General features: G+C 34.4%; 23 protein-coding genes. 11 read left to right on the forward strand and 12 right to left on the reverse strand.

Features of this window, described 5'->3' with window-relative positions; genetic code table 11:
- Window positions 1-15 precede the first annotated feature (15 nt).
- From dtd to ACFOUY_RS13845, 3 genes are read left to right on the forward strand one after another with little or no spacing between them, the layout of a single operon-like run.
- A complete protein-coding gene (dtd, locus tag ACFOUY_RS13835) occupies window positions 16-468 on the forward strand; it encodes a D-aminoacyl-tRNA deacylase (RefSeq protein ID WP_378961419.1) in 453 nt (150 codons plus the stop codon).
- Window positions 468-2,006, forward strand: coding sequence for a glycosyltransferase family 39 protein (locus tag ACFOUY_RS13840; RefSeq protein WP_378961420.1), 1,539 nt, complete (start codon window positions 468-470; stop codon window positions 2,004-2,006). Before dtd ends, ACFOUY_RS13840 begins: the two co-directional genes overlap by 1 nt.
- Window positions 1,996-2,322: a nucleotide pyrophosphohydrolase gene (locus tag ACFOUY_RS13845; protein WP_378961421.1), complete on the forward strand. Its 327-nt coding sequence runs from the start codon at window positions 1,996-1,998 to the stop codon at window positions 2,320-2,322. The genes ACFOUY_RS13840 and ACFOUY_RS13845 overlap by 11 nt, the downstream gene beginning before the upstream one ends.
- Window positions 2,323-2,335: 13 nt before the next feature.
- Here ACFOUY_RS13845 and ACFOUY_RS13850 read toward each other — a convergent pair whose 3' ends face one another.
- A complete protein-coding gene (locus ACFOUY_RS13850; protein WP_378961422.1) occupies window positions 2,336-2,638 on the reverse strand; it encodes a DUF4286 family protein in 303 nt (100 codons plus the stop codon).
- Window positions 2,639-2,723: 85 nt separating this feature from the next.
- Here ACFOUY_RS13850 and ACFOUY_RS13855 point away from each other — a divergent pair, with 85 nt between their 5' ends.
- Both ACFOUY_RS13855 and ACFOUY_RS13860 read left to right on the forward strand, forming a co-directional pair.
- On the forward strand, window positions 2,724-3,281 hold the full coding sequence (locus ACFOUY_RS13855) for a GNAT family N-acetyltransferase (protein ID WP_378961424.1): 558 nt from the start codon (window positions 2,724-2,726) through the stop codon (window positions 3,279-3,281).
- Window positions 3,282-3,370: 89 nt separating this feature from the next.
- The gene (locus tag ACFOUY_RS13860; RefSeq protein WP_378961425.1) at window positions 3,371-3,709 is read left to right on the forward strand and encodes a hypothetical protein; all 339 of its coding nucleotides are present in this window, start codon (window positions 3,371-3,373) and stop codon (window positions 3,707-3,709) included.
- Here the strand turns inward: ACFOUY_RS13860 and ACFOUY_RS13865 are convergent.
- On the reverse strand, window positions 3,706-5,502 hold the full coding sequence (locus tag ACFOUY_RS13865) for a tetratricopeptide repeat protein (RefSeq protein ID WP_378961426.1): 1,797 nt from the start codon (window positions 5,500-5,502) through the stop codon (window positions 3,706-3,708). The two genes, ACFOUY_RS13860 and ACFOUY_RS13865, sit on opposite strands and share 4 nt — an antisense overlap.
- Window positions 5,503-5,758: 256 nt before the next feature.
- Here ACFOUY_RS13865 and ACFOUY_RS13870 point away from each other — a divergent pair, with 256 nt between their 5' ends.
- The 3 genes from ACFOUY_RS13870 (at window position 5,759) to ACFOUY_RS13880 (ending at window position 10,109) form a co-directional block, all read left to right on the forward strand.
- The gene (locus ACFOUY_RS13870) at window positions 5,759-7,645 is read left to right on the forward strand and encodes a S9 family peptidase (RefSeq protein ID WP_378961427.1); all 1,887 of its coding nucleotides are present in this window, start codon (window positions 5,759-5,761) and stop codon (window positions 7,643-7,645) included.
- Window positions 7,646-7,648: 3 nt separating this feature from the next.
- Window positions 7,649-9,322: a sensor histidine kinase gene (locus tag ACFOUY_RS13875; RefSeq protein WP_378961428.1), complete on the forward strand. Its 1,674-nt coding sequence runs from the start codon at window positions 7,649-7,651 to the stop codon at window positions 9,320-9,322.
- Between the two features lie 97 nt (window positions 9,323-9,419).
- Window positions 9,420-10,109 (forward strand): response regulator transcription factor, encoded by a 690-nt coding sequence (locus ACFOUY_RS13880; RefSeq protein ID WP_378961429.1) that lies wholly within the window; start codon window positions 9,420-9,422, stop codon window positions 10,107-10,109.
- Between the two features lie 210 nt (window positions 10,110-10,319).
- Here the strand turns inward: ACFOUY_RS13880 and ACFOUY_RS13885 are convergent, their stop codons facing one another.
- The 4 genes from ACFOUY_RS13885 to ACFOUY_RS13900 form a co-directional block, all read right to left on the reverse strand.
- Complete coding sequence (locus ACFOUY_RS13885; RefSeq protein ID WP_378961431.1) at window positions 10,320-11,564, reverse strand: metallophosphoesterase; 1,245 nt, start codon at window positions 11,562-11,564, stop codon at window positions 10,320-10,322.
- A gap of 87 nt (window positions 11,565-11,651) precedes the next feature.
- Window positions 11,652-13,139, reverse strand: coding sequence for a MoxR family ATPase (locus ACFOUY_RS13890; RefSeq protein WP_378961444.1), 1,488 nt, complete (start codon window positions 13,137-13,139; stop codon window positions 11,652-11,654).
- 84 nt (window positions 13,140-13,223) lie between these two features.
- The gene (locus ACFOUY_RS13895) at window positions 13,224-14,321 is read right to left on the reverse strand and encodes a vWA domain-containing protein (RefSeq protein WP_378961432.1); all 1,098 of its coding nucleotides are present in this window, start codon (window positions 14,319-14,321) and stop codon (window positions 13,224-13,226) included.
- A 352-nt stretch (window positions 14,322-14,673) separates the two neighbouring features.
- Window positions 14,674-15,540 carry a carbohydrate kinase family protein gene (locus ACFOUY_RS13900; RefSeq protein ID WP_378961433.1) on the reverse strand — a complete coding sequence of 289 codons (867 nt, stop codon included), beginning with the start codon at window positions 15,538-15,540 and terminating at the stop codon, window positions 14,674-14,676.
- Between the two features lie 87 nt (window positions 15,541-15,627).
- Here ACFOUY_RS13900 and ACFOUY_RS13905 point away from each other — a divergent pair, with 87 nt between their 5' ends.
- The gene (locus ACFOUY_RS13905) at window positions 15,628-16,053 is read left to right on the forward strand and encodes a YybH family protein (RefSeq protein ID WP_378961434.1); all 426 of its coding nucleotides are present in this window, start codon (window positions 15,628-15,630) and stop codon (window positions 16,051-16,053) included.
- Between the two features lie 181 nt (window positions 16,054-16,234).
- Here ACFOUY_RS13905 and ACFOUY_RS13910 read toward each other — a convergent pair whose 3' ends face one another.
- From ACFOUY_RS13910 to hemW, 6 genes are all read right to left on the reverse strand, one after another.
- A complete protein-coding gene (locus tag ACFOUY_RS13910) occupies window positions 16,235-16,849 on the reverse strand; it encodes a sugar O-acetyltransferase (protein ID WP_378961435.1) in 615 nt (204 codons plus the stop codon).
- 126 nt (window positions 16,850-16,975) lie between these two features.
- Window positions 16,976-17,854 (reverse strand): cupin-like domain-containing protein, encoded by an 879-nt coding sequence (locus ACFOUY_RS13915; RefSeq protein WP_378961436.1) that lies wholly within the window; start codon window positions 17,852-17,854, stop codon window positions 16,976-16,978.
- A gap of 128 nt (window positions 17,855-17,982) precedes the next feature.
- Entirely contained in the window at window positions 17,983-18,768 is a 786-nt protein-coding gene (locus ACFOUY_RS13920; protein ID WP_378961437.1) for a DUF3050 domain-containing protein, read from the reverse strand.
- Window positions 18,769-19,006: 238 nt separating this feature from the next.
- Window positions 19,007-19,558, reverse strand: coding sequence for a fasciclin domain-containing protein (locus ACFOUY_RS13925; protein WP_378961438.1), 552 nt, complete (start codon window positions 19,556-19,558; stop codon window positions 19,007-19,009).
- Window positions 19,559-19,908: 350 nt separating this feature from the next.
- Window positions 19,909-20,691, reverse strand: a complete 783-nt coding sequence (locus ACFOUY_RS13930; RefSeq protein ID WP_378961439.1) for an SDR family oxidoreductase — start codon at window positions 20,689-20,691, stop codon at window positions 19,909-19,911.
- Window positions 20,692-20,766: 75 nt separating this feature from the next.
- Complete coding sequence (gene hemW, locus ACFOUY_RS13935) at window positions 20,767-21,897, reverse strand: radical SAM family heme chaperone HemW (RefSeq protein WP_378961441.1); 1,131 nt, start codon at window positions 21,895-21,897, stop codon at window positions 20,767-20,769.
- Between the two features lie 177 nt (window positions 21,898-22,074).
- On the opposite strand from hemW, the gene ACFOUY_RS13940 reads away from it, so the two are divergent.
- Together ACFOUY_RS13940 and ACFOUY_RS13945 are read left to right on the forward strand one after the other, a co-directional pair.
- Entirely contained in the window at window positions 22,075-23,148 is a 1,074-nt protein-coding gene (locus ACFOUY_RS13940; protein WP_378961442.1) for a site-specific integrase, read from the forward strand.
- A 2-nt stretch (window positions 23,149-23,150) separates the two neighbouring features.
- The gene (locus ACFOUY_RS13945) at window positions 23,151-23,330 is read left to right on the forward strand and encodes a hypothetical protein (protein ID WP_378961443.1); all 180 of its coding nucleotides are present in this window, start codon (window positions 23,151-23,153) and stop codon (window positions 23,328-23,330) included.
- The last annotated feature ends 100 nt before the right edge of the window (window positions 23,331-23,430 follow it).

A 23,430-nucleotide genomic window follows, 5' to 3' on the forward strand; every position in this document is an offset into this window, starting at 1 on the left:
CAAAAGTAGTATAAAATGCGTGCAGTTTTACAAAGAGTTACCCAGGCAAGTTGTGTAGTGGATGGAAATATAACGGGCCAAATTAAAACAGGTTTTCTTATCCTTTTAGGAATTGAAGATGCCGACACAATTGAGGATTTAGATTGGCTGGCACAAAAAATTATCGGGCTGCGTGTATTTGCTGATGAAAACGATTTGATGAATAAAGCCCTTGCAGATGTTGGCGGAGATATTCTTTTAATCAGTCAGTTTACTTTGTTTGCCGCAACCAAGAAAGGAAATAGACCGGGCTTTACAAAAGCAGCTAAGCCCGAAGTTGCCATTCCGCTTTATGAGAAAATGATAGAAAAGTTAACTTCTTTACTTGGAAAAAAGATTGAAACCGGAATTTTTGGTGCCGATATGAAAGTAAGTTTGTTAAATGATGGGCCGGTTACCATTTTAATTGACACTAAAAATAAAGAGTAATGAATCGCTCAAAGTCAGGTAATTTCGACTATCTTTTTTTATCAGTATTTATTCTGTTGAAATTTATTTTAAGCTATGCTTTAGTTAACGAGGTTTATGAACTTCATCGTGATGAATTTTTACATTTAGATCAAGCCAATCATTTGGCTGCAGGCTTTACATCGGTTCCACCTTTAACTTCTTTGTTCTCTATAATTATTAAATTTCTTGGAAATGGTATTTTTTGGGTGAGGTTTTTTCCTGCTCTTTTTGGTGCATCAACAATGGTTTTTGCCTGGTTAATTGTAGAAAGATTAAAAGGAAGTTTATATGCTAAATGTTTGTTAGCAGTAGCCTTTGTATGCTCGGTATTTATAAGACTAAATATTCTTTATCAACCAAACTCTTTCGATGTTTTAGCCTGGACGGCCATGTTTTATTGCCTAATTAGTTATTTCGAAAATAATAAACCAAAATACCTTTATTATTTCGCCATTTGGGTTGCTTTAGGCTTTTTGAATAAGTACAATATTCTTTTTTTAGTGCTAGGTCTTTTGCCTGCAATTTTAATGACATCCAAAAGAACGGTTTTTACACGCAAGCATTTGTATTTTGCTATTGCGGCTGCCTTATTAATTATTTCGCCGAATGTAATCTGGCAAATTACCCATCATTTTCCGGTGATTCACCACATGAAAGAACTTGCAGAAACACAATTGGTACATGTTAAGCGGGTTGATTTCTTTAAAGATCAGATTCTATCTTTTGTTAATGATATTTTTGTTCTTCTGGCAGCTTTTATAGGTTTTGCAATTTACAAACCATTTAGAAAGCATATTTGGGTAATTCTAGCCTATATTTTTACGCTGCTTATTTTTGGTTACTTTAATGCAAAAGCCTATTATGCTTTAGGTTTATACCCTGTTTTATTAGCTTTTGGAAGCGTTTACCTTAGTGAAGTTATAGGTAAAAAATCTATTCTTGCTTCTCTGCTTATGGTATTTATAATTAGCTTTTTTGCTTACATCACACCAATTATGATGCCTGTGTACTCGCCCGAGCATATTGCGGCAAATCATAAAAGGTACGAAAGGGTAGGTGCATTGAGGTGGGAAGATGGTAAGAATCATGATTTGCCACAAGATTATGCTGATATGCAAGGTTGGAAGGAGCTTGCAGCAATTGTCGATTCGGCATATTCTAGGGTAAAAGATAAATCTGCCGTTGTTGTACGAACTGATAATTATGGGCAGGCTGGAGCTATTAATTATTATTCGAGATACAGAAATATAAACGCAGTTTCTTACAATGCCGATTATCTTTATTGGTTTAAAATGGATAAGCCTATTAAAGATTTAATTTTGATAAGAGAAGCTGGCGAAGCTGACCCGCAACGAAAAAAGGAAAAGCCGTTTTTTAATAGAATCACAAAAATTGGTGAGTTGAAAAATCGATGGTCTAGGGAAAAGGGAGCGAGTGTTTTCTTGTTAGAGGGAGCAAAAATAGATGTTAACAGCAGATTGAAATCAGAAATAGAAGAAAGACAAAATGACCATTAACGAAGCACAGGAAACTGTAGATAAATGGATTAAAACTACCGGAATCCGGTATTTTAACGAGCTAACCAACACAGCCATTTTAATGGAAGAAGTTGGTGAGGTAGCAAGAATTATGGCTAGAAAGTATGGGGAACAATCTTTCAAAAAAAGCGATGAGGATGTAAATTTAGCTGATGAAATGGCAGATGTGATGTTTGTGCTGATTTGTTTGGCTAATCAAACAGGAATTAACCTGACTGATGCGCTTGAAAAAAATCTACAAAAGAAGACCATCCGCGATGCAGACAGACATAAAAATAATGAAAAGTTAAGGTAGTTGTTTTATTAACTTAATCTACATATTCCATTAAAGTTCTGTAGGCAACAAATCGGTTTTCAAATCGTTTATTTAAATCTTGCTGTAAGGCAGGAGCAAATACAGATTGATATTCATTATATTTTTCTAAACTTTCTGCAACATATTGTGCACAGTAGGTAACACCTTCGTTCGGCGAATCTAATACTTTTAACAAGCGATGAGATACAAACATACCGGTATCCATAACCTGAGGAATGTGTGTTTCCTGCATCCATTGTAACCACTCTTCGGCAGCTGTATCTTCTAAAATTAAAGTAACATTGTATAATAACATAGCGCAAAGATAGTAAATAAGCATATTGCGATTAAAAATCTGTAAGTAATTTTATTTAGCAGCAAGGGTTATTTATTTTAGCAAAATGATTTCAATAACAACGTCGTCTTCAGAACAAGATTTAGAAGGTATTTTAAAACTGCATAAAGAAAATTTATCATCCAATTTATCTATTGAAGAAAAACAAAATCAAGGTTTTGTTACCGTAGCGCATAGCATGATAGATTTAAAAAAAATGCAGCAATATGAGCCAAATATTATTGCAAAGGATGGAGAAAAAGTGATTGCCTATGTTTTAGGTATGACTGCAAAATCAAAAGATGATATTCCGATTTTAGTTCCGATGTTTAATGGTTTTAATTATATAGAATACAAAGGAAAGCCTATTTCTGAGTATGCTTATATCGTGGTGGGGCAGGTGTGTGTCGATAAAAATTATCGTGGTCAAGGCTTGTTTGATAAGTCATATCAAGCTTATAGAGAATATTTCCAAACCCTTTACGATTTTGCTGTTACCGAAGTTGCGACAACTAACCTAAGATCTATTAACGCTCATAAAAGACTTGGTTTTGAAGAAATTTATAGAGCTAAGGATGAAAATGGGTTAGAATGGAGTGTAGTAATCTGGGACTGGAGAAAATAAAAAAAGTCATAAATCTCCTTTTATTTTTTAGTTAACCATAAAATTTTCGAACTTAGGGCTTTACCTCATATTTAAATTTTCACCCCTCAATGAAATACTACATCTGGCATTTTAGTAAATATAGATTTTTTAAAGCCTTCGTAGCAGTTGGAATTTTAACAACGATTTGTTTTTTCGCCTTTGTATCAGAAGACAGAAATGTTTTTGCACCCAATTTTTTCTTGAGGTCTTTATCAGATATATATTCTGTGCTGCAATTTCCAACTCATACATTATTTTGGGAATTTTTCAGTTATAATAATGGGCTATACTTTGCAGGGTTAGTTATAAACTCGCTTTTATTTGCTTTTATAATAGAAATAGGTATTGTGAGCGAAACTGTTTACAAACTCAAAAAGGAAGAAGGTAAAGAAGAAAAAAAGGCTTAAACACCGTCGCCTCGTAAATTTCTAAACCTTTTTCTGGCTTCTGCACTGTACATGCTCCCCGGATAATCGGTAATTAGTTTTTGGAAATAAATTTTTGCCTGCGCAATATCGTTTAGTTTTTTCTCGTATAAATCGGCAAGGGTAAATAAGGCATCATCAGTCCATATTCCATCTTTAAAATCTTCAGTAATTTTTTTCAAAATGTCTGCAGCTTTTTGATAGTCATCAGCTTTGATTAAAATTTTGGCTTTACTCATTAAAATAGCATCTGCTAAAGAATTATTTGGATAAGCAATGGAAATGCTATCTAATTTTTTAATCGATTTGTCAGGCAAATTTCTGAACAGTAACATTTCCGCATCCGCATACATTTTTAATGCACTGCTATCGGTTGGGGTTTGTGTGTTGTCGGTTATTAGCAAGCCAAGGTTTAAAGCATCGTTAGCAATAAGCTGCGATGTCGCTGCTTTAAGTACTAAACATTGACCGTTGCTGTATTCAAAATTTCCCTGATAGAAAGAAAGTTTTGCACTTCTGTATCGTGCCTCGTTTCCTATTGCCTGTCCTTCAAATTGTTTACTTACCTGTTCATAAACAAGAAAAGCTTCCCAAGGTTGTGCGGTTAAAATATAAATATCACCTAAATCAAGCTTTAATTGCCCAATTTCGGTCGAACTAATTCCCGGAAGCTTTATTGCTTCTTCGAGAGCAATTTCTGCTTTCGAAGGCTGATTTAAATAGTAAGCTTGTAATGTAGCCCATTTTTTTATTGCAAAAAGTGTGTTTTTATTTTTGCCATTTTCATCTAACAAAACCTGGTAATCTTTGGCCAGTAATTCTAAATCTGCTGTATTGTATTTTCCTTTGGTTTGGATGTTATACTTGGTATTCAGCAATTCAATTTTCGATGGTAAATAATATTGGTTTTCTTTACCTTTTGTTAAAAGGTATTCGTAAGCTTTAATTGCCGAATCGTAAGCGCCATTATCCACAAAAGTATAAACTGCATTAAATAGAGTACTTCCATCGGCTTTTTTCCTTTTATCATAAGCGATTAACTGGCGCAAAGCCATGTCATATTCTTGCTGTTGAATGTAATTCCAGGTTAAAAGCTGAATGTAAATTTCTACATCTGGTTCTTTCTGAATTTTTTTTAAAATACCAACCTGAAAAGTCTGATAATCATTTTTATCTTCAAAAAGCATTGATAGTATAGCCTCTGCCTGTGGTAATAATTGAGGTTTACTGGGTAAAATATCCAGATATTCCTGCATAAGCATTGGCTTATCTTTTTTAAAGCGATAAATATTCAGTAGTTCAAAGGCGAATGCTTTATCATCGTTCATTAACTTCCTGCCTTGTTTAAAGGTTTGAATTGCATATTCATAATTTTCATATCGATAAAAATTATTAGCAAGCATTCTTATCTTAAATTCATCTTTTGGAAGTTTACTAATCACATCCGTAAAAATTTTATTTGCAGCTTGTGCATCCCCTTTTTCTTGATAAAGTTTACCTAATGCAATGGAATAAATTTCGGGCTGTGGAGATTGTTTAATTTGCTTTTTAACTATTTTTTCGGCAACATCATATTTTTTCAGCTTTAAAAGCGTATTAAAGTAAATATCGAAATAGCCTTCATTATTAGCATTGGAGAATAACCTTTCAAAAACTACAGCAGCTTTTTCATATTCGCCCTCCTGATAATATTGAATCCCTAGTGCATCTTCATCAGGTGTAATTTGCCTGTTCTGGCGAAGGCTTTGTGCGCTTGCCGAGCAGAAGAAAAACATAATTAGGATGAAGACGAATCGATTCATATTACTAAAATAGAAGATTTAAATGTAACATTTTAATACCTCTTTCTTTGAAGCATAGGCATATATAAAACGTATTTTAAATGTTACCTGTATTTTATTTTGTCTTTTTATTTTAAATACTAAATTGAAACTGTAACGGCAGGAAACTAGTGTTGGTAACATTCTTAATGTATTTAGCCTTTAAGCTGCTTGGTTATTATATTTTTGTTGTCCCATAGAGGAATTAAATATGTTGAAGAAATTTATTTTATTGGTTTTAGTCGCTTTTGTTTGGGCCTGCAAAGGTTCGGATGAGCATAAGATTATTCCTGTAGATAATTTTTTCAGAACTCAGGATAAAGCCTACTATCATGTTTCGCCTGATGGTAAATGTTTATCTTATTTAAAATTACAAGACAAAAAACTAGAGCTTTTTGTTGAAGACATTGCAACTGGAACGAGTACGCAGATTACGCATTTAACCGAAAAGAGTATTAGCTTTTACTTCTGGACAAGCAATAACGAAATTATCTATTACACCGAAGACGAATCGAAAGAGCGCAAGTCTGATTTGTTTGTTGTAGGTAAGGATGGCAAAAATCAAAAGCAATTAAGTTCGAACGAAAAAACAAGACTAAGGGTAATTGAAGATCAATTAATTGACGATAAATACATAATTGTTGCATCCAATAAAAGGGATTCTACTGTTTTTGATGTATATCGTTTAAATGTACGTAGCGGCAAAATGGATATTGCAGCAAAAAACCCTGGTAATATTACCGATTGGGTAACCGATAATAAAGGCATTCTGAAAATTGCCGTTGCAAGCGATGGCGTAAATGAAACACTACTTTATCGGGAGAATGAAAGCCTTCCATTTAAACCCGTTATTACTAATAATTTTGAAACCACGCTTCAACCTGTTGCCTTTGCAGAAAATGAGGCAGATGTTCTTTTCGCAATATCAAATGTTAACAGAGATAAAAATGCTCTTGTTGCACTCGATTTAAAAACAGGAAAGGAAAAGCAAGTCCTTTTTGGAAATGATACTTTGAATGTTGTTGATGCTAAATATTCAAAAGCCAAAAGGAAAATGATTTTTGTTACCTGCGAAACCTGGAAAAAAGAAAAGCATTACCTGGATGATAGTACAAGGGTGGGATATTCCAAAATAGATAAGCTTTTGCCGAATACCGAATGGCGTATTATGGATAAGGATAAAGGTGATAATGTTTTTGTAGTTAGAACTTATACTGACAAAAATCCGGGCTCTTATTATTTATATGTTAGCAACCAAAATAAGTTAAAAAAACTTGCCGACATAAATCCTTCTATAAACGAGGAAGATATGAGTGCAATGAAGCCGATATCTTACAAAAGTAGCGATGGTTTAACCATAAATGGGTATTTAACGCTTCCAAAAGATAAGAAGCCAACAAATTTGCCTGTTGTTGTTTTGCCACACAACGGTCCTGGTTTTAGAAATACCTGGGGTTATAATGCCGATGTTCAATTCCTGGCAAATAGAGGCTATGCAGTATTGCAAGTAAACTATCGAGGTTCTACAGGTTATGGTAAAGCTTTTTATACAGCAGGTTTTAAGCAATGGAGCGATAAAATTCAGGAAGATGTTAATGATGGCGTAAAATGGCTTATACAAAAGAAAATTGCTAATCCTAAAAAAATTGCAATTTATGGCAATGGATTGGGTGGATTTATAGCGCTTAACTGTTTGTATAAAAATAACGATATTTATAGTTGCGGAGGTTCAAATTCTGGTGTCATTAATTTGTTTAGCTATTTTAAAACGATTCCGCCATTCTTAAAATCGAATTTGCAGATGTACTACGAAATATTTGGCAACCCGGAAACCGATACCGACTATACCCGCTTTGCATCACCAGTTTTTCATGCAGATAGGTTTAAAGCACCTGTGTTTTTTGCGCAAAACCCAAAAGATCCGCGTGTTGATGTTACCATTGGTGTACAGTTTATTAAGGAGCTGAAAAAACGTAATGTTTCAGTAACTTATATAGAGAAACAAGAAGGACCTAATCCGGTTCTTCGCCAGCAAGGCAGAACTGCTTTGTATAAAGCATTGGAAGAGTTTTTAAAAGAAAACCTAGGTAAGAAATAGGTTATGGCTTTGGAAAAGAAGAGTGGGTATCGTAAGAATTTTTCGTTGAGTGTAACCTTTATCGTTTTAATTTCGATACTCTTCATCCTATCCTTATTTCTGGCTTTTAACTATAGTAAAAAATCTATAGAGAACGAGTTTGTATCAGAAAAAGTTAATGTTTTAGAGCAGAGTATTAAGCCATATAACGAGTTTTTTCAAAATAAAATGCCAGAAGTATCCTATTACAATGGTTTTTTAGATTCTTCTACTGCATCGAAATTTGTAGATACAGTGGTGCTTAAATATCCATTTATATCTAAAGTAACTTTTTACGATACCGAGGTTAAAAACGCATCGGTAAGAGACGGAATTAATGCTAATCATTTAGGTATAGGTCCAAAATATATTTATCAGTTTGGTAAAGGCATAAAATCTGATTCAGTTAAGTTATATTCTGAAGATAATACCAATTCTTTCGATGTAAGCGATGATTTTAATGCGATGGCTTACAAGCTGGCTACATTTGTTGGGCAGCTTGATACTACTGTTGTGCCTACGCAAGAAGAACTTTTTACCAACTTTTCGGTTGTAAACTCGAATGATAATAAAATCAGCTACCTGAATATTCCAAGAAGGGAGGACTTAAAGGTATACAAGCAGATGATGATGCGAAAGCTGAATCCTTCTCCAATATATCAACAGGATATGATGGTTTTTCAGCTCGAGCCAAGTAAAATCAAAATTATTAATACGCGTCCATTGTTGTATCAAAACATTAAGGTGGAGCCGATGACCTACGACCCGATAGATACATCAGATGAAAATATAACAACCGAAATTGCTTTACCTGGTGCGTTTTCCGATTTCAAATTGTATTTCACTTCTTCAAAATCTTACATCAAGAAAGAAATATTTATTTATTTTATGCCGATAGCATTGGTGTTATTATTGGTTTATGGCGTTTTGCTTTTGGTTGCATTTTTAATCTATCGAAATCTAAACATCAACAGTAAAATGTTTAAGTTGCAATACGATTTTGTGAATAACCTAACCCACGAATTTAAAACACCGGTGAGTGTAATTAAAATTGCAGGAAATAATATTAAAAGCGCAACAGCTTTAAGTCAGAGAGAACAGCAACTTTATGGTAAAATTCTTGATGAGGAAGCCGATAAGCTTAATGGCTTAATGAATAAATTATTAGCCTTTACACAAATAGAAAATAAAGCAATTATACTAAACCACGATTCGGTAAATATTGAGGATTTTATTGAAAGTACAATCGAATCGCATACGCTTAAGCATCCCGATTTTGTAATTACTTATGAAGTTGTGGGTTTTAAAACCTTTATTACTGATCCAGTTTTGTTAGGTAGTTTGTTTGATAACCTTGCAGAAAATGCATATAAATATTCAAATCCGGGAAGTAAGAGATTAAATATAAGTGCTAAGCTAATTAAAGGTGTTTTGGTGTTTCGTTTTGCCGATAAAGGAATCGGAATTCCATCATCGGAATTAAATAATATATTTAAAAAGTTTTTCAGAATACAGAACGAGTATAACCAAATGGGAAGCGTTGGTTTGGGTTTGGCATTCTGCAAAGAACTGGTTAACTTTATGCAAGGCGAAATTACCGTAAAAAGTAAAGTAGGTGTTGGTACAGAATTTAAAATTGTACTGCCATATAATAATTAAAAATTGAATTGAAGTTGTAAAGTTACACCTTGAAATATTTTAGAATATTCCAGCGTTGAAGCAGCTCTTCAACATTTCAACATAAAATAAAACACAAATGTCTAAAGAAGTAAAAATATTAATTGTAGAGGATGATGAAAATCTTCGCTTTTTAGTTGCGCATCGTTTAAAAACAGAAGGTTATAATGTGCTTGAAGCAAATGATGGCGAAGCTGGTGAGCGAATGATTCTGGCGGACCAACCCGATATTGTATTATTAGATTGGATGATGCCTGGTAAGCAAGGTGCCGAAGTTTGCGAAAGTGTTCGTAAACAAGGTTTCGAGAATCTGATTATTATGATGACTGCAAAAGCGCAGGATGTAGATAAAATCGATGCTTATAACTTTGGCGCATCAGATTATATTACCAAGCCATTTAATATGGATGTTTTGGTAGCGATGCTGGAGAGCAAAGTAAAATTCATCGTTAATAAGGATACTGCTGAAATTCATCGTTTTGGCAATATGGAGCATCATCCTAATATTCATACTTTATTTAGAGATGGAAAGAAAATTGAACTCACGATTTTAGAAAACCGTATTTTGCTTTATTTCCTGCGCAACCCGGGTAAGGTAATTAACCGTGATGAATTAATGTTAGTGGTATGGGGTTATAACTCTGATGTGAACACCCGTACCTTAGATATGCATATTGTTCGTTTACGTAAGAAAATAGAATTGAATCCAGATAATCCTCAGTTATTACAAACTGTTAGAGGTGTTGGGTATCGCTTTAATGCAGGGTAAATAGCCTCCCCCTGTTAAAGTAGGAAGTAAAACGCAGGTCTTTTTCGACCCTCTCCAAAGGAGAGGGTTTTCAAGGTCAGTAGTAGTCCCTCTAAAAAGCTAAAATATAATTGTATTTACGTTTTGGTTAAGCCCATTAACTTTGTTTCCCTTTCCTTTGGAAAGGGCTTACTCAATTTGCCTTAACACAAAACGCTCAAAGGGATAGGCTTAAGCCCTCTTCAACGTAAAAATCGTAATCTCTGGTAAAATTCCAACCCTTCCTGGATAACCCAAGAAACCATAGCCAACATTTACATAAAGCTGTTGTTTTTGCTCCTGATACAGTCCTGCCCATTCTTTGTAAATGTATTGAACGGGGCTCCATTGATATTCTTTTAGACGAACGCCAAACTGCATTCCGTGAGTATGACCACTAAACATGGCATCGATTTGAGGATACTTTTGTAAAACCTCGCCACGCCAATGCGAAGGGTCATGACTAAGCAGCAATTTAACTGGTAAATCATCTGTGTTTTGAACTGCAAGTTCCATTTTGCCATATTTTGGAAAACGGCCCATTCCCCAGTTTTCGATTCCTAATATTCCGATTTCTTCACCATCAACTTTTAATCTTCGGTTTTCGTTCATCAATAAATCGTAACCCATTATTTTATGAACATCAACCATGTCTTTCAGGTTTTTTACTTTAGCTGGCGATGATTCTTTACCGAAATAATAATCCCCATAATCGTGATTTCCTAGTGAAGAATAAACCCCTAGCGGTGCTTTAACTTTCGAGAAAATATCCTGATAATCTTTTACTTCATTGGTTAAATTATTTACTAAATCGCCAGTAAAGAAAATAAAATCGGGTTTTTCACCTAATAACATTTCTACGCCACCTTTAACGGCTGTTTTATTGTAAAAACTGCCAGAGTGAATGTCTGAAATCTGTCCCATTGTAATGCCATCGAAAGCTTTCGGTAAGTTAGGCAGAATCAGATTCACTCTTCTTACCTGATAATCATAAGCGCCGGAAATAATGCCCCAGCTTAAAGAAGTTAAAGGAACAGCAGCTGCAACTAAACCTGCTTTAACCAAAAACTCTGAACGTGAAATGGGCTCAGCTTCGCTAACAGGTTGGTCTTTAATAGTTTCTTTTTTGCTGAAAAGTTTAATTAATAATCTTCGCAAATCGTCAACAACCAAAAATGGTAACATCGCCATTTTACAGGCAACAGTTAGAAAGAATGCAACCAAAATTATTGCTCTTAATGTTAAGAATAGATTCAGATAAATTCCTGCGAAAACACCGATAATTAATAGAATACTATAGCTCCAGTATAAAATACCAAAGACTTTTTTAGTTGTGGGTTTCCATTTCTTAAAAACGGAAATAATGGCTTTAAAGCAATAAATATCAAATGCGATAATGAAAATGCAGGCAGCAATGATAAAGGGTAATCTTCCCATTTAAAAATTATGGTTTGTAAATAAAAAGCTTTGACAAATTCTTTCGATTAGAAAGAAATGTCAAAGCTAATAAATTGAATTCTTTAATTATCTAAAATCGTCTTCGTCCTCTTCCTCGTCGAATTCGGCATTAAATAAACTGCCAAACATATCCGAAAAACCGAAACCACCGTTCAGGTAATTTTTACTTAATTGCGAGTATTCTGCTAAACCGTGCAATACAAATTCCATCAATAATAAAGTTTGGTTTTCACTCAACTTCGGATGGAATTTTTTTACGGTATCATATAAACTCGGCACCAACATCAAAGCCTTTTTATATTGAGCGTTGGTCAGCGTATCGGTTACATCAACATTGTTTCCTTCAGTAAACCATTCTGTAATTTCTGTATAAGGATTAGCTGATTTAGATTTTTTTGCTTTTTCAGGATCAGGGAAATAACGGGCGAACAAAGTTTTAACCGCCTTGCCAATTAAAGTTGTGGCAACATGAGCCGGACCTTCTAACTCACCTTCGTAAACCAATTCAATTTTACCAGTAATGGCAGGTATGATTCCGGCTAAATCTGATAACCGAACAAATGTGTTTTTCTCACCAGAAATTAACATTCTCCGCTCTGCTGTACTAATTAAATTTTCAAAAGCCGAAATGGTTAATCTTGCAGAAACACCTGATTTCTGGTCGATATATTCACTTTTACGAGCTTCGAAAGCGATTTGCTCTATCAAATCTTTCACTAAACCATCAGCCTCAATATTCTCTCTTTGCTCTTTTGTAAGTTTAGCTTCCTGAAAAGTAATTTTACGAGAAATTTCGATGCTCTTTGGATAATGTGTTAAAATTTGACTTTCAATCCTATCTTTTAACGGTGTAACAATGCTACCACGATTAGTGTAATCTTCAGGGTTAGCAGTAAAAACAAACTGAATATCTAATGGTAAACGCAATTTGAAACCACGAATTTGAATATCCTTTTCTTGTAGCATGTTAAACAATGCCACTTGGATACGAGCCTGTAAATCGGGTAATTCGTTAATTACAAAAATACTTCGGTGCGCACGAGGAATTAAGCCGAAGTGAATAACTCGCTCATCATTATAGGTAAGTTTAAGCGTAGCCGCTTTAATTGGGTCAACATCGCCAATTAAATCGGCAACAGTAACATCAGGTGTAGCTAGTTTTTCGGTGTAACGTTCGCTGCGGTGTAACCAGGCAATTTCGGTTTCATCACCTTTGGTGGAAATTTCGTTTTTTGCATACCATGAAATTGGATTCAGTGGGTCGTCGAAAATTTCGCTTCCCGCAACATACGGCACATATTCATCTAATAAATTAACCATTAAACGGGCAATACGCGTTTTCGCCTGACCACGTAAACCTAAAAGCAAAATGTTATGTCGAGATAAAATTGCAGTTTGCAGCTCAGGAATTACGGTTTCGTCGTAACCGATAATGCCTTCAAATTCTGTTTTTTTATCTTTCAGAACTTTAATAAGATTTTCTCTAAGTTCTTCTTTAACGCTTCTTGATTTATATCCGGTGGTTTTTAATTCGCCTAGTGTGGTATTTTGCATCATATTTGAGTAATGATAAAAGAACAAGGATAAAAGACTTGGCTGTAAGGTCTGGTCTTTATTCCATAATCTTCGTTCTTTTGTCTATTTAACTGTTTTTCTTCTATTTTTAATATAATCTTCGAAAATGTACTCGCCTAAACCATTTAAAGAGCTGTAGAAGGCTCTACCGCCATTTATTTCGGTAAACTGACGAACAAATTGTTGCAGATAAGGGTCTTTCGCAATCATAAATGTAGTAATAGGAATCTTCAATCGCTTACATTGAGCGGCCATATTTAAGGTTTTATTAATCACCTTTCTATCCAAACCCATACTGTTTTTATAGTACTTGCCATTCTCTTTTAAACAAGTTGGTTTTCCATCCGTAATCATGAAGATTTGTTTATTATGCGTTTTACGGCGGCGAAGCAAATCTGCTGCTAATTCTAAACCTGCAAAAGTATTGGTGTGGTAAGGGCCAACCTGTAAATATGGCAAATCTTTAACCGTAATAGGCCAGGCATCGTTTCCGAAAACTACAATATCTAAAGTATCTTTAGGGTATTTTGTTTTAATTAATTCGGCTAAAGCCATTGCCACTTTTTTTGCGGGTGTTATGCGGTCTTCGCCATACAAAATCATCGAGTGCGAAATATCAATCATCAACACGGTAGAAGTTAATGTTTTGAAATCTTTTTCCTCTACTTCCAAATCTCTATCCGTTAACGTGAAATCGCCAATACCATGGTTAATCTGTGCGTTTTGAATAGAAGCCGTCATGTCTATTTGGTCTAAACTATCTCCAAAACTATATTCGCGTCTATCTGCATTTTTCTCTTCTCCGATTCCGCTTTGGTTACTATTGTGATTACCACGTCCTGATTTTTTCAGTTTCCCAAAAATTTCATCCAATGCCGATTTGCGAATTGTTTGCTCAGTTTTGGCCGTAATTTTAAACTCCCCCGATTTGTTGTCTTCAGTCAGATAACCTTTATCTTTCAGGTCATCGATAAAATTGCCGATGCCGTAATCATTGTTGGTTAATTTATATTGTTTGTCGAGTTCATTTAGCCAGCTCAAAGCCTCTGCTGCATCTCCGGCTGTATAATTTAGCAATTCGCTAAATAATTTCAGCAACTCATCGAACCCTCCCTTTGGCGTATCGCCAGGCTTGTAATCAGAAAAACGAAAACCTCTCATGTGCTTGTATTAACGATTTATCGAAGATAAAAGTTTCGATTTGTAATAATTTAAGCTTGGTGTCATATTTAGGCTAAAGGTGAAAGACCAAAGACTCAAGCTGAGGGCTGGATGTGCAAAATGAATTTTCAATAGAAAATTGCAAACTGAAAACTGATTTGGGCGTTCCCCAAGCTGCGCAAGGGGCGGGCTTTTCAGGGCTTCGCTTCGCTACGGTACCAAAGAAAAATTGGTACTGAACCCTTACAATCCCTAACGCAAAAAAAGTATCGAGGCTGTAAATTTTCAACAATGACTGCAAATCTTTAATCGCTTCAATTTTGTATGATAATCAATAGTGATAATTATTTGACTACATGAAAACTTCGTCGCCATAATCTGGGTTTGCACCAACCTGTGATGCGACAAAAGCACCAACTTTACAAGCTCTATCTAAAACGGTATCTATTGGGTAGCCATTTAAATAACTCGAAATAAAAGTGGCTAAAAATGAATCGCCAGCACCAACTGTGTCAGCTACTTTAACCTGATAGCCTTTATGATGATGTAAATGCCCATCATTTAAAACGTAGGCTCCTTTTTCGCCAACAGTTAAGCAAATAATCTGGATATCGAATTGAAGGTTTAATTGTTTTAAAAGCTGTTCGTCGGTACTGCCACTTAGAGAAAGTTCCTCTCTTAAATAAAGCAATTCATGCTCATTCACTTTTAAAATATCAGCCTCGGCTAATAATGTTTTTAAGGTCTCAATGTTATAAAATGGTGGGCGAAGATTAATATCGAAAATCTTTAGCTTAGCATGCTTTAGCAATGCTAAAATGGTGTTTTTGCTTTTTTCGTTTCGACAGGTTAAACTGCAGTAAACAAAAGCATCGGAGTTTTTAACTGCATCAATGAGTTCATCAGAAAGTTCAATTGCATCCCAGGCGACAGGCTCTACAATGGTATAAGTTGCCTGATGTGATTTATCAAGTTTAACGTCTACTGTGCTTGTTGGTAAATCGCTTTGCTGAATTAAAGTAGATTTGAAATTTTGTGATGATAAGAAATCTACTAATTCTTTACCTAAATCATCGTTACCGATAGCGCTTATAAATTTGCTGTTTATGCCTTGCTTATGAAGATTGAGTGCCACATTCATTGATGAGCCGCCAGCTTTCTTTCCTTCGGGAAAAACATCCCACAAAATTTCGCCAATTGATGTTACCGTTTTTTGCATTTTGATGAATTAAGCTTGTAAAGAAACAATTATTATACATGGAACAAAATAATTTGTTTCATATCTTTATCATAAGACCTAAAAATTATGAAAAAAATCTTAGTTATCGCTTTAATGCTGTTTTCAATTTCAGCCATTGCACAAACCTCCAAAGACAAACAATCTATAATTGATATTTTAGAAAAGCAAAGAGGAGAATGGAACAAAGGCAATTTAGAAACTTTTATGCAGGCTTATGTAAACAGCGATAGTTTACTTTTTGTAGGAAAAAGCGGGCCAACCTATGGCTATGAAAAAACCTTAGAAAATTACAGAAAATCTTATCCTGGCAAAGCCGGAATGGGTTTTTTAACTTTCGGAATTAAAAAAGTAGAATTTTTAAATAAAGATGTAGCCTTTGTGTTAGGAAGCTGGCATTTGAAACGAGAAAAGGATGAGCCTCAGGGTTATTTTACACTTTTATTAAAGAAGATTAATGGGGAATGGAAAATATTTATAGACCATAGCAGTTAGGCTTTTATGACAGAGTGAAATATCTTTTTGGTTCTCGTCATTCCCGAGAAAACGGGAATCTTAATACGAAAGAAAAGCCAACTTGTTGTTTTAAGATTCATTCCTTCATGGGAACGAAGATTGTTGAACTTGTCGAAGACCTTTATAAATCTTTCGACAAGCTCAAGATAACAGGTAGAAATTATTCTCCTAACTTAAAATCTTTATAATAGAAATCTTTATCAGCATCTGATAATTGACGAATTACCCTACAAGGGTTTCCTGCTGCAAATACGTTATCAGGGATATCTCTGGTAACAATACTACCAGAACCAATTACCACATTTGAGCCAATTTTTACGCCAGGATTTATAACCACATTGCCACCAATCCATACGCTATTGCCAATCGTAACTTCTTGCGCCCACTCATATTCCTGATCGCGTAAATGTGCGTGTATTGGGTGCCCTGCTGTGTAAATAGCAACATTTGGTGCAATAAAAACACTATTTCCGATACTAACTTTTGCGCAATCTAAAATTACCAGATTAAAGTTGGCATAAAAATTATCTCCAATTTCTATATTATAGCCATAATCGCAACGAAAGGGTGGTTCGACATAAAACATCTTCTGCGTTTTGCCAAATAACCTTTTTAATAACTCTTTTCTTTGTTTGATAAATTTTGGAGCAAGATTATTGAACTCGTGAACAATTTCCCGGGCTTTCAATCTTTCATTTGCTAATTCGGTGCCACCAGCTTGGTAAGCTTTGCCGGCAAGCATTTTTTCTTTTTCGGTAAGTATATTGTTTTCCATTGAACTCTGATTTTTATTCCCAGTATTTAAACGCAATAATAACAAAAAACGGGGCTATCGTAAAACGATGCCCCGTTGTAATTTTTTCCTAAAAAGCCAGTAAATTGATGGCGTTAAAGTTTTATTTTAAGGTTTTCCTTTTGCTAATGCGTTCTCTGCAATTTTAACTGCTTTCTTTTCTCTCCAATGAGCGTATTTTTCTTTGAAAGTCATTTTTATTAAGCTATCAATGGCACCGTGAGTAAATAAACTCCAAACACTAGCTACCTTTCTGGTAATAGATTGGTCCCAAGCCCGAAGACTTAATGAGAAAGAGCCATCTAAATATTTCATCCAGTGCCACATACCTGTTGGCATAAATAAAGTGTCGCCATGTTCTAAGAAAACTTCGTAACCTTCCACGCCATTTAATGCTGGGAATTTTTCGAAATCTGGATTAGCTACATCATAATCTTCTAAAGCATAGGTAGCATTTGGTAAGCAATATAAGCGGTCTTTCCATTTATTATCGAAAAGAACGATGTGTTTACGTCCGCCGAAATGTGTATGGAAAATGTGGGGTAAATCGATATCATAATGTAGAAAAGTTACCGAGTTAGAACCACCAAAAAACATTGCTGGCATACTTTCGATAAAACCACCCATTAAATCTTTAGGTATTTTTATATCATTAATTAAGCTTGGTACTTTTTTAAACAGATTAAAGAAGAAAATTCTCAATTCTGTTGGCTCACGCTTAATCAAATCCAAATAATCGCCAAATTTCATGTGTGTAGTTGCCGCATTAATTGGTTTAGATGGGTCTGCTTTAGAGTTATCATATAATGGAACTTCTAATTCGCCACCAATTTCTTTTAGATATTCTGTTGTCCATTTTTCTCTCGCAGGCCAATCTTTAGTTAAGCCTCTAATTACTAACGGACGTTTTGTTTTCAGATAATTTTTCTTGAAATCTTCGGGAGTGATACTCTCAACGATATCAACTGGTTTTAAAATGAAACTCATGCGCTTAAAATCGGTTATTTGTGCCGAACAACAAATGTGTAAATTTTATTTTACAAAATATATACTAACTATCAAATGTGACGAAAATCACGTAATCTAAAATTAATAAATCCTTAACAATTTAATAATTAAGCTAAAACTTTGTTTTTAACGATTTCTGCATAAGCAGCATCCCACAAATCTATACGTTTCTGCAAAGCAATTTTAGTTATTTCTTCTGCTTCAGCCCAAAAAGCCTCGTCTTTTTCACAAAGTTTTTCTGTCATAGATAATGCTAAATGACTATGATGATCGCCATCAATTTCGATATGACGTTCCAGGTAATATTTAAAAACCGACACCTTTTCTGGTTGCGTACTATTTAAATCGTTAACCATGCTAAAAAACATATTAGGAATTAAATCTTCGCGACCAAAAGTAAAACTAGCTGCTTGCAAGTGTGTTTTGCCAATGTTTATTGTATCGAAAGTTGATTTTACAAAATCTCTGGCGGCAGCAGGAACCTGAGCCAACTCGAAGGCCATATCAAAATCTCTTCCTTTTTGTATAGAAGTTAAGAAATTTTTAACTGTTTCTACATTAGCACCACATTGAGCCATTGCATCTAAATACAACTCAAAATGGCTTTTAATATCACCATTAGCATCAACATCACTCTCTTCGCCTGCAACAATTTCATTAATTAATTGGCGGGTTACAGCATCGCCAACCGGAAACCACGGCAAAGTGGTACAAGTTAAGTTTATCTGTAAAGCTTTTAAAAGCGACATAAAATCCCATACGGCATAAATATGGTGCTCCATGAAAATTTGTAAATCCTCTAATTCGCTAATCTCATTATAAACTTTGTGGTTGATAATCTGCTGCCTTAACGGCTCGATATTCTCTTGAATTTTTACGATGTTGGGATGCATGGTTTTTAATTATTGAATAATTGAGTTGCGAAAGATTTAGATACTTAAGATTTTATTAATCAAAACTCATTCAAGTTATTGCTGTGCAAAGCTAAATACTTGGAAGCAGCATTTGCTACAAAATACAAAACCTGAAAAACAGCTGACAAATAAGCTTATACCTGATTAACTTATACACAAAAAAAAACGTTCCTACCTAGGTAGAAACGTTTAGTTATAGTTACTGGGATGTGAAATATTATTTAGGCATTAAAACGGTATCAATAACATGTATAACACCATTTTTTTGGTTTACATCAGCAATGGTTACAGTACTCATTCCACCTTTTGCATCAGTTAACATTAATTTTTTGCCCATCATGTGTGCGGTAATTTTTTCGCCCTGAACCGTTGTTAGCTCAGCTTTACCACCACCTGCTTTAATTGCAGCAGCAATTGCTTTGCTATCCATTTTGCCTGCAACAACATGGTAAGTTAAAATTTTGGTTAAAGTAGCTTTGTTTTCTGGTTTTACTAAAGTAGCAACTGTTCCGGCAGGTAATTTATCGAAAGCGGCATTTGTTGGAGCGAAAACGGTAAAAGGACCATCACTTTTTAAAGTTTCTACCAACCCTGCAGCTTTAACAGCCTCAACCAGTGTCGTGTGGTCTTTTGAATTTACAGCATTATCAACAATATCTTTAGTTGCATACATGGCAGCGCCACCAACCATTGGATTTTTTTGAGCGTAAACTTGACTTGTAAATGCCATAGTTACAACGGCAATTGCAGATAGGATTAATTTTTTCATTATTTCTAATTTTTAAGTTTCTGTTATTTGATTCCATTTACGATGGGAAACAGATGCTTGGTTTTTAGAAATAAAAATAAAATTGTAAGTTATTGATATTTAGTGTTTTATTTTGTATTGAAAAGGTACTGTAGAAATTACATTGGTAGTGTAGTCCGCCTTTTCGCTAAATCTTTTTCGTTAGTGTTTACCTTAATCTTAAAGGAATGCAACGAAAAAGTATATCGTTATAATGCGGTTTACAGAACTTGGTTTCTGTTCAATTTATATTATTCTTTCCAGCAGATTTTAAATGAAAAAGCCTATAAATTCTGATAAAATTTACAGGCTTTTAGATAGTAGGCAATTATTTAGGTAACCTTTGCTTCTCTAATTTTCTTAGAAAAATAGTTTGGGAAAAAACGTTTTAAAAATATTGCTTTGGTTTCTTTTCCGCCAATATAAACTTCTACGCTTTTTGCGTTTATTGCTGTAATAATTTGGTTTGCACATTCTTCTGCACTCATTCCATTGCCTTGTGCCTCATCCATAGTTCCCTGGGCGTTGCCATTAGCGGTTAAAGCATTTACCGAAACATTTGTTTTTATAAAGCCCGGACAAACAATCGTAATGTTTATATTTTTATCGTAAACTTCCGAACGAAGAGAATCAAAATAACCATGAAGTGCATGTTTTGAAGCCGCATAAGCCGAACGCAATTTTGTTCCGAATTTACCAACCAAGCTACTTATTACAACAATTTGTCCGCCACCGCTTTTAATCATTACAGGTAAAACAGCTTTACTTAAGGCAACAGTTCCCCAAAAATTGGTGTTCATAATTTGTTGTTCGGTTTCTATTGAGGTTTCTAAAGCTAATCCTCTTTGACTAACACCGCCAGAATTGATTAGCAAATCTATTTTACCAAAAATTTTTATTGCATCTTCTGCTTTGCTTTTCAGTATTTCTGTTTCACTTAAATCGAAAGTTAAAACATGTACATTAAAAGAGTTTTGGCAATTGCCTTTTACTCTAAATAACTCATCACGATTACGGCCGGAAATAATTAATTTATCACCAGCATTAAAATATTTATAAACCAACGCTTCGCCGATTCCTGATGAAGCGCCTGTAATCCATACAATTTTTGACATATATCTTTTTAATTTTGAATCAGACAAGAATTGATGCTAGCGATTTACATAATCAATCATTCAAAATTCGCTTATTCAATCATTAATTATAAACAATTCTGATGCAATATGGTCGGCGAATAGCTTGCCTTCCTTACTTAGCTTAACATTATTCTCGTTAATTATTAACCAATCTTTATCTTCAAAGCTGCGAAGATTATGCATCGTTTCTTCATGGTAGTCTTTGCCAAAGTCACTATTTATTTTTGCTAAATCAACACCCCACATGGTTCTCAACGAAGTCATAATATATTCGTTAAACCTGTTATTTAAGCTAAGCTCTTCTATAACTTCTGGAAGTTTATTTCCGGCTAAAGTTTCTATGTATTGGGCATTATTTGCAGGGTTCATATATCTGTTTTGGCCATCAAAACCATGCGCTGATGGGCCAATTCCTATATAATCTACACCTTTCCAGTAATTTGTATTATGAATGGCGTAACAGCCAGGTTTTGCAAAATTCGATATTTCATAATGCTCAAAACCTGCTTTTTGTAACTGTTCCATTAAAATAACAAACTGAGCAGCACTTTGGTTATCGCTCACTGGAACCTGCTTTTTAGCCTTTATCGCATGCGCCAATGCAGTTCGTGGCTCAACAGTAAGGGCGTAGGCTGATATGTGTGGAACATGTAATTCTACAGCTTTTTGGATGTTATTTAACCATTTAGCATCGGTGAGTAAAGGATAGCCATAAATTAAATCAAGTGTTAAGTTTTCAAACCCAGCATCCTGGCTTCTCCTTATACAGTCTTCCGCTTCGGTAGCGTTGTGCGCCCGGTTCATCCAAATCAAATCTTCGTTAAAAAAAGATTGTATGCCAACGCTAAAGCGGTTAACTGGCAGTTGTTTTAATTCTTTTAATTTTTGAGCAGTTAAATCATCTGGATTAGTTTCTATCGTAATTTCTGCATTTGCATCAACAGAAAAAGTGTGATTTATGGCATCGAAAATTTTTTGTAAAGCTGCTTGAGATAGGATGGAAGGTGTACCCCCGCCGAAATAAATGCTTCCGACCTGACCATTAATCCTATCCTTTTTCATTTTAATTTCTTTGCAAATGCTTTCAACCATTTCATCAGCATATTTTAACGAGGTGCTGAAATGGAAATCGCAATAATGGCAAGCTTTTTTGCAGAATGGAATATGGATGTAAATACCGGACATGCTTTTATTATGATGTAAATTTAAATAGCTTAATATAGATTTTAATAGTTAATTACTTATTTAATAGTATTTTAAGTGTTAATTATTTATTTACTTAAATTTTAATCTTTGACAGTTTATGTTACTTTTGTTACTTCATCGAGTAACTTGTGTGTTTTCGAGTAACAAAAATAACAAATGATAAGTGTAAGATATAAAGAACTCAAATCTGGTAAATTTAGCGCCTATTTAGATATCTATATGAAATCTGATGGCAAAGGTAAGCGCAATTATGAATTTTTAAGCATATATGTTCATAAGGATTACTCAAATCCTAAGGCTCGTGTGATGGAAGTTGATAAAGAAAACTTTAAATTACTACAGGCAATAAGAAATGCTAGAGAAACAGAACTAAATTTTTCAGCTCATGGATATGAAGTTCCAGGAAAGGTTAATTACAACCTGTTGGATTATGTTGACGATTGTTTAAATAAAAAATTTAACTATAAACTGGAATGTCTTAATATACATCTTCATAGATATGTAGAAGATAAGCATACGACATTTAGCGATGTTAATGTTGAGTTCTTAGAAAATTTTCAAAAATACCTTTTAACTAAGGTTAGTCAGAATACTACCAGTGCCTACATGGGCGTATTTAGGCAGTATTACAATAAGTTGATTACTAAAGGCTATATAAAATCTTCTGCATTTTCCGAGTTTAAGGCCGTTGAAGAAGAATACTTGGAAAGAACAACTTTAACTATAGACGAAGTTAGAACGTTAGCGAAAAGCGTTCCTAAAAGAGGTAATAGTCAAGTGAGACATGCATTTCTTTTTAGTTGCTTCACTGGCTTGAGATACAGTGATGTGAGGAAAATAACTTTTGACGAAATTCAAGATGGACACATCGTTTTTAGACCCCAAAAAACTATTCGGAAAATTGTGAGAATACCACTTACTGAGCAGGTTAAGGAAATTATAAAAGAAGTAGAGGTTCACCCTATCAATAGAAAAATATTTTGGGATTTGCCAACTGGACAGGTTACTAATATGTACTTAAAATTTTGGGGGCTGGAAGCAGGAATAACGAAAAATATGCATTTTCATGCAGCTCGACACACATTTGCCACAATTGGTTTGACTTTCGGAATTGATTTATATACCATGAAAGAATTATTGGGACATAGCAAAATCGAAATGACACAGATTTATGCCAAAATTGTGGATAAGAAGAAAGAAGAAGAGTTAACTAAATTTCCTAAATTATAGGTATGAAAGATTTTGTAGAACTTGATGAGCATATCGCAATGAAAAGTTTTGATGGTATGCGTTTAAGCTGGGCTGACCCACAAATTAATGAGTTTTGGTACAAGAACTCAACAAGTGAATTTTTTCATAGACTAGCATTTTGTTATGTTGACCAAATTTCTAGCGACTACGTTGATTTGTAAGCATACGACCAACCCATCTTTTTTTATCAGATAATTTTTAGACAGTTGTTTTAGCCCAATTGTTTGGCATAAGTTCTTGAAGCTTATTTGCTTTGTGCGA

The sequence above is a fragment of the Pedobacter jamesrossensis genome (assembly GCF_042650905.1).
Classification (GTDB): Bacteria; Bacteroidota; Bacteroidia; order Sphingobacteriales; family Sphingobacteriaceae; genus Pedobacter; species Pedobacter jamesrossensis.

What these genes read in the sequence shown, in the direction of transcription:
- ACFOUY_RS13910 (WP_378961435.1), bottom strand. Translation starts at nt 16,849, where the DNA reads ATGGAAAACAATATACTTACCGAAAAAGAAAAAATGCTTGCCGGCAAA.
- ACFOUY_RS13870 (WP_378961427.1), top strand. Translation starts at nt 5,759, where the DNA reads ATGTTGAAGAAATTTATTTTATTGGTTTTAGTCGCTTTTGTTTGGGCC.
- ACFOUY_RS13875 (WP_378961428.1), top strand. Translation starts at nt 7,649, where the DNA reads ATGGCTTTGGAAAAGAAGAGTGGGTATCGTAAGAATTTTTCGTTGAGT.
- ACFOUY_RS13930 (WP_378961439.1), bottom strand. Translation starts at nt 20,691, where the DNA reads ATGTCAAAAATTGTATGGATTACAGGCGCTTCATCAGGAATCGGCGAA.
- ACFOUY_RS13865 (WP_378961426.1), bottom strand. Translation starts at nt 5,502, where the DNA reads ATGTTTTTCTTCTGCTCGGCAAGCGCACAAAGCCTTCGCCAGAACAGG.
- ACFOUY_RS13895 (WP_378961432.1), bottom strand. Translation starts at nt 14,321, where the DNA reads ATGAGAGGTTTTCGTTTTTCTGATTACAAGCCTGGCGATACGCCAAAG.
- ACFOUY_RS13845 (WP_378961421.1), top strand. Translation starts at nt 1,996, where the DNA reads ATGACCATTAACGAAGCACAGGAAACTGTAGATAAATGGATTAAAACT.
- ACFOUY_RS13905 (WP_378961434.1), top strand. Translation starts at nt 15,628, where the DNA reads ATGAAAAAAATCTTAGTTATCGCTTTAATGCTGTTTTCAATTTCAGCC.
- ACFOUY_RS13915 (WP_378961436.1), bottom strand. Translation starts at nt 17,854, where the DNA reads ATGAGTTTCATTTTAAAACCAGTTGATATCGTTGAGAGTATCACTCCC.
- ACFOUY_RS13945 (WP_378961443.1), top strand. Translation starts at nt 23,151, where the DNA reads ATGAAAGATTTTGTAGAACTTGATGAGCATATCGCAATGAAAAGTTTT.
- dtd (WP_378961419.1), top strand. Translation starts at nt 16, where the DNA reads ATGCGTGCAGTTTTACAAAGAGTTACCCAGGCAAGTTGTGTAGTGGAT.
- ACFOUY_RS13925 (WP_378961438.1), bottom strand. Translation starts at nt 19,558, where the DNA reads ATGAAAAAATTAATCCTATCTGCAATTGCCGTTGTAACTATGGCATTT.
- ACFOUY_RS13855 (WP_378961424.1), top strand. Translation starts at nt 2,724, where the DNA reads ATGATTTCAATAACAACGTCGTCTTCAGAACAAGATTTAGAAGGTATT.
- ACFOUY_RS13940 (WP_378961442.1), top strand. Translation starts at nt 22,075, where the DNA reads ATGATAAGTGTAAGATATAAAGAACTCAAATCTGGTAAATTTAGCGCC.
- ACFOUY_RS13900 (WP_378961433.1), bottom strand. Translation starts at nt 15,540, where the DNA reads ATGCAAAAAACGGTAACATCAATTGGCGAAATTTTGTGGGATGTTTTT.
- ACFOUY_RS13890 (WP_378961444.1), bottom strand. Translation starts at nt 13,139, where the DNA reads ATGCAAAATACCACACTAGGCGAATTAAAAACCACCGGATATAAATCA.
- ACFOUY_RS13860 (WP_378961425.1), top strand. Translation starts at nt 3,371, where the DNA reads ATGAAATACTACATCTGGCATTTTAGTAAATATAGATTTTTTAAAGCC.
- ACFOUY_RS13840 (WP_378961420.1), top strand. Translation starts at nt 468, where the DNA reads ATGAATCGCTCAAAGTCAGGTAATTTCGACTATCTTTTTTTATCAGTA.
- ACFOUY_RS13850 (WP_378961422.1), bottom strand. Translation starts at nt 2,638, where the DNA reads ATGTTATTATACAATGTTACTTTAATTTTAGAAGATACAGCTGCCGAA.
- ACFOUY_RS13885 (WP_378961431.1), bottom strand. Translation starts at nt 11,564, where the DNA reads ATGGGAAGATTACCCTTTATCATTGCTGCCTGCATTTTCATTATCGCA.
- hemW (WP_378961441.1), bottom strand. Translation starts at nt 21,897, where the DNA reads ATGTCCGGTATTTACATCCATATTCCATTCTGCAAAAAAGCTTGCCAT.
- ACFOUY_RS13920 (WP_378961437.1), bottom strand. Translation starts at nt 18,768, where the DNA reads ATGCATCCCAACATCGTAAAAATTCAAGAGAATATCGAGCCGTTAAGG.
- ACFOUY_RS13880 (WP_378961429.1), top strand. Translation starts at nt 9,420, where the DNA reads ATGTCTAAAGAAGTAAAAATATTAATTGTAGAGGATGATGAAAATCTT.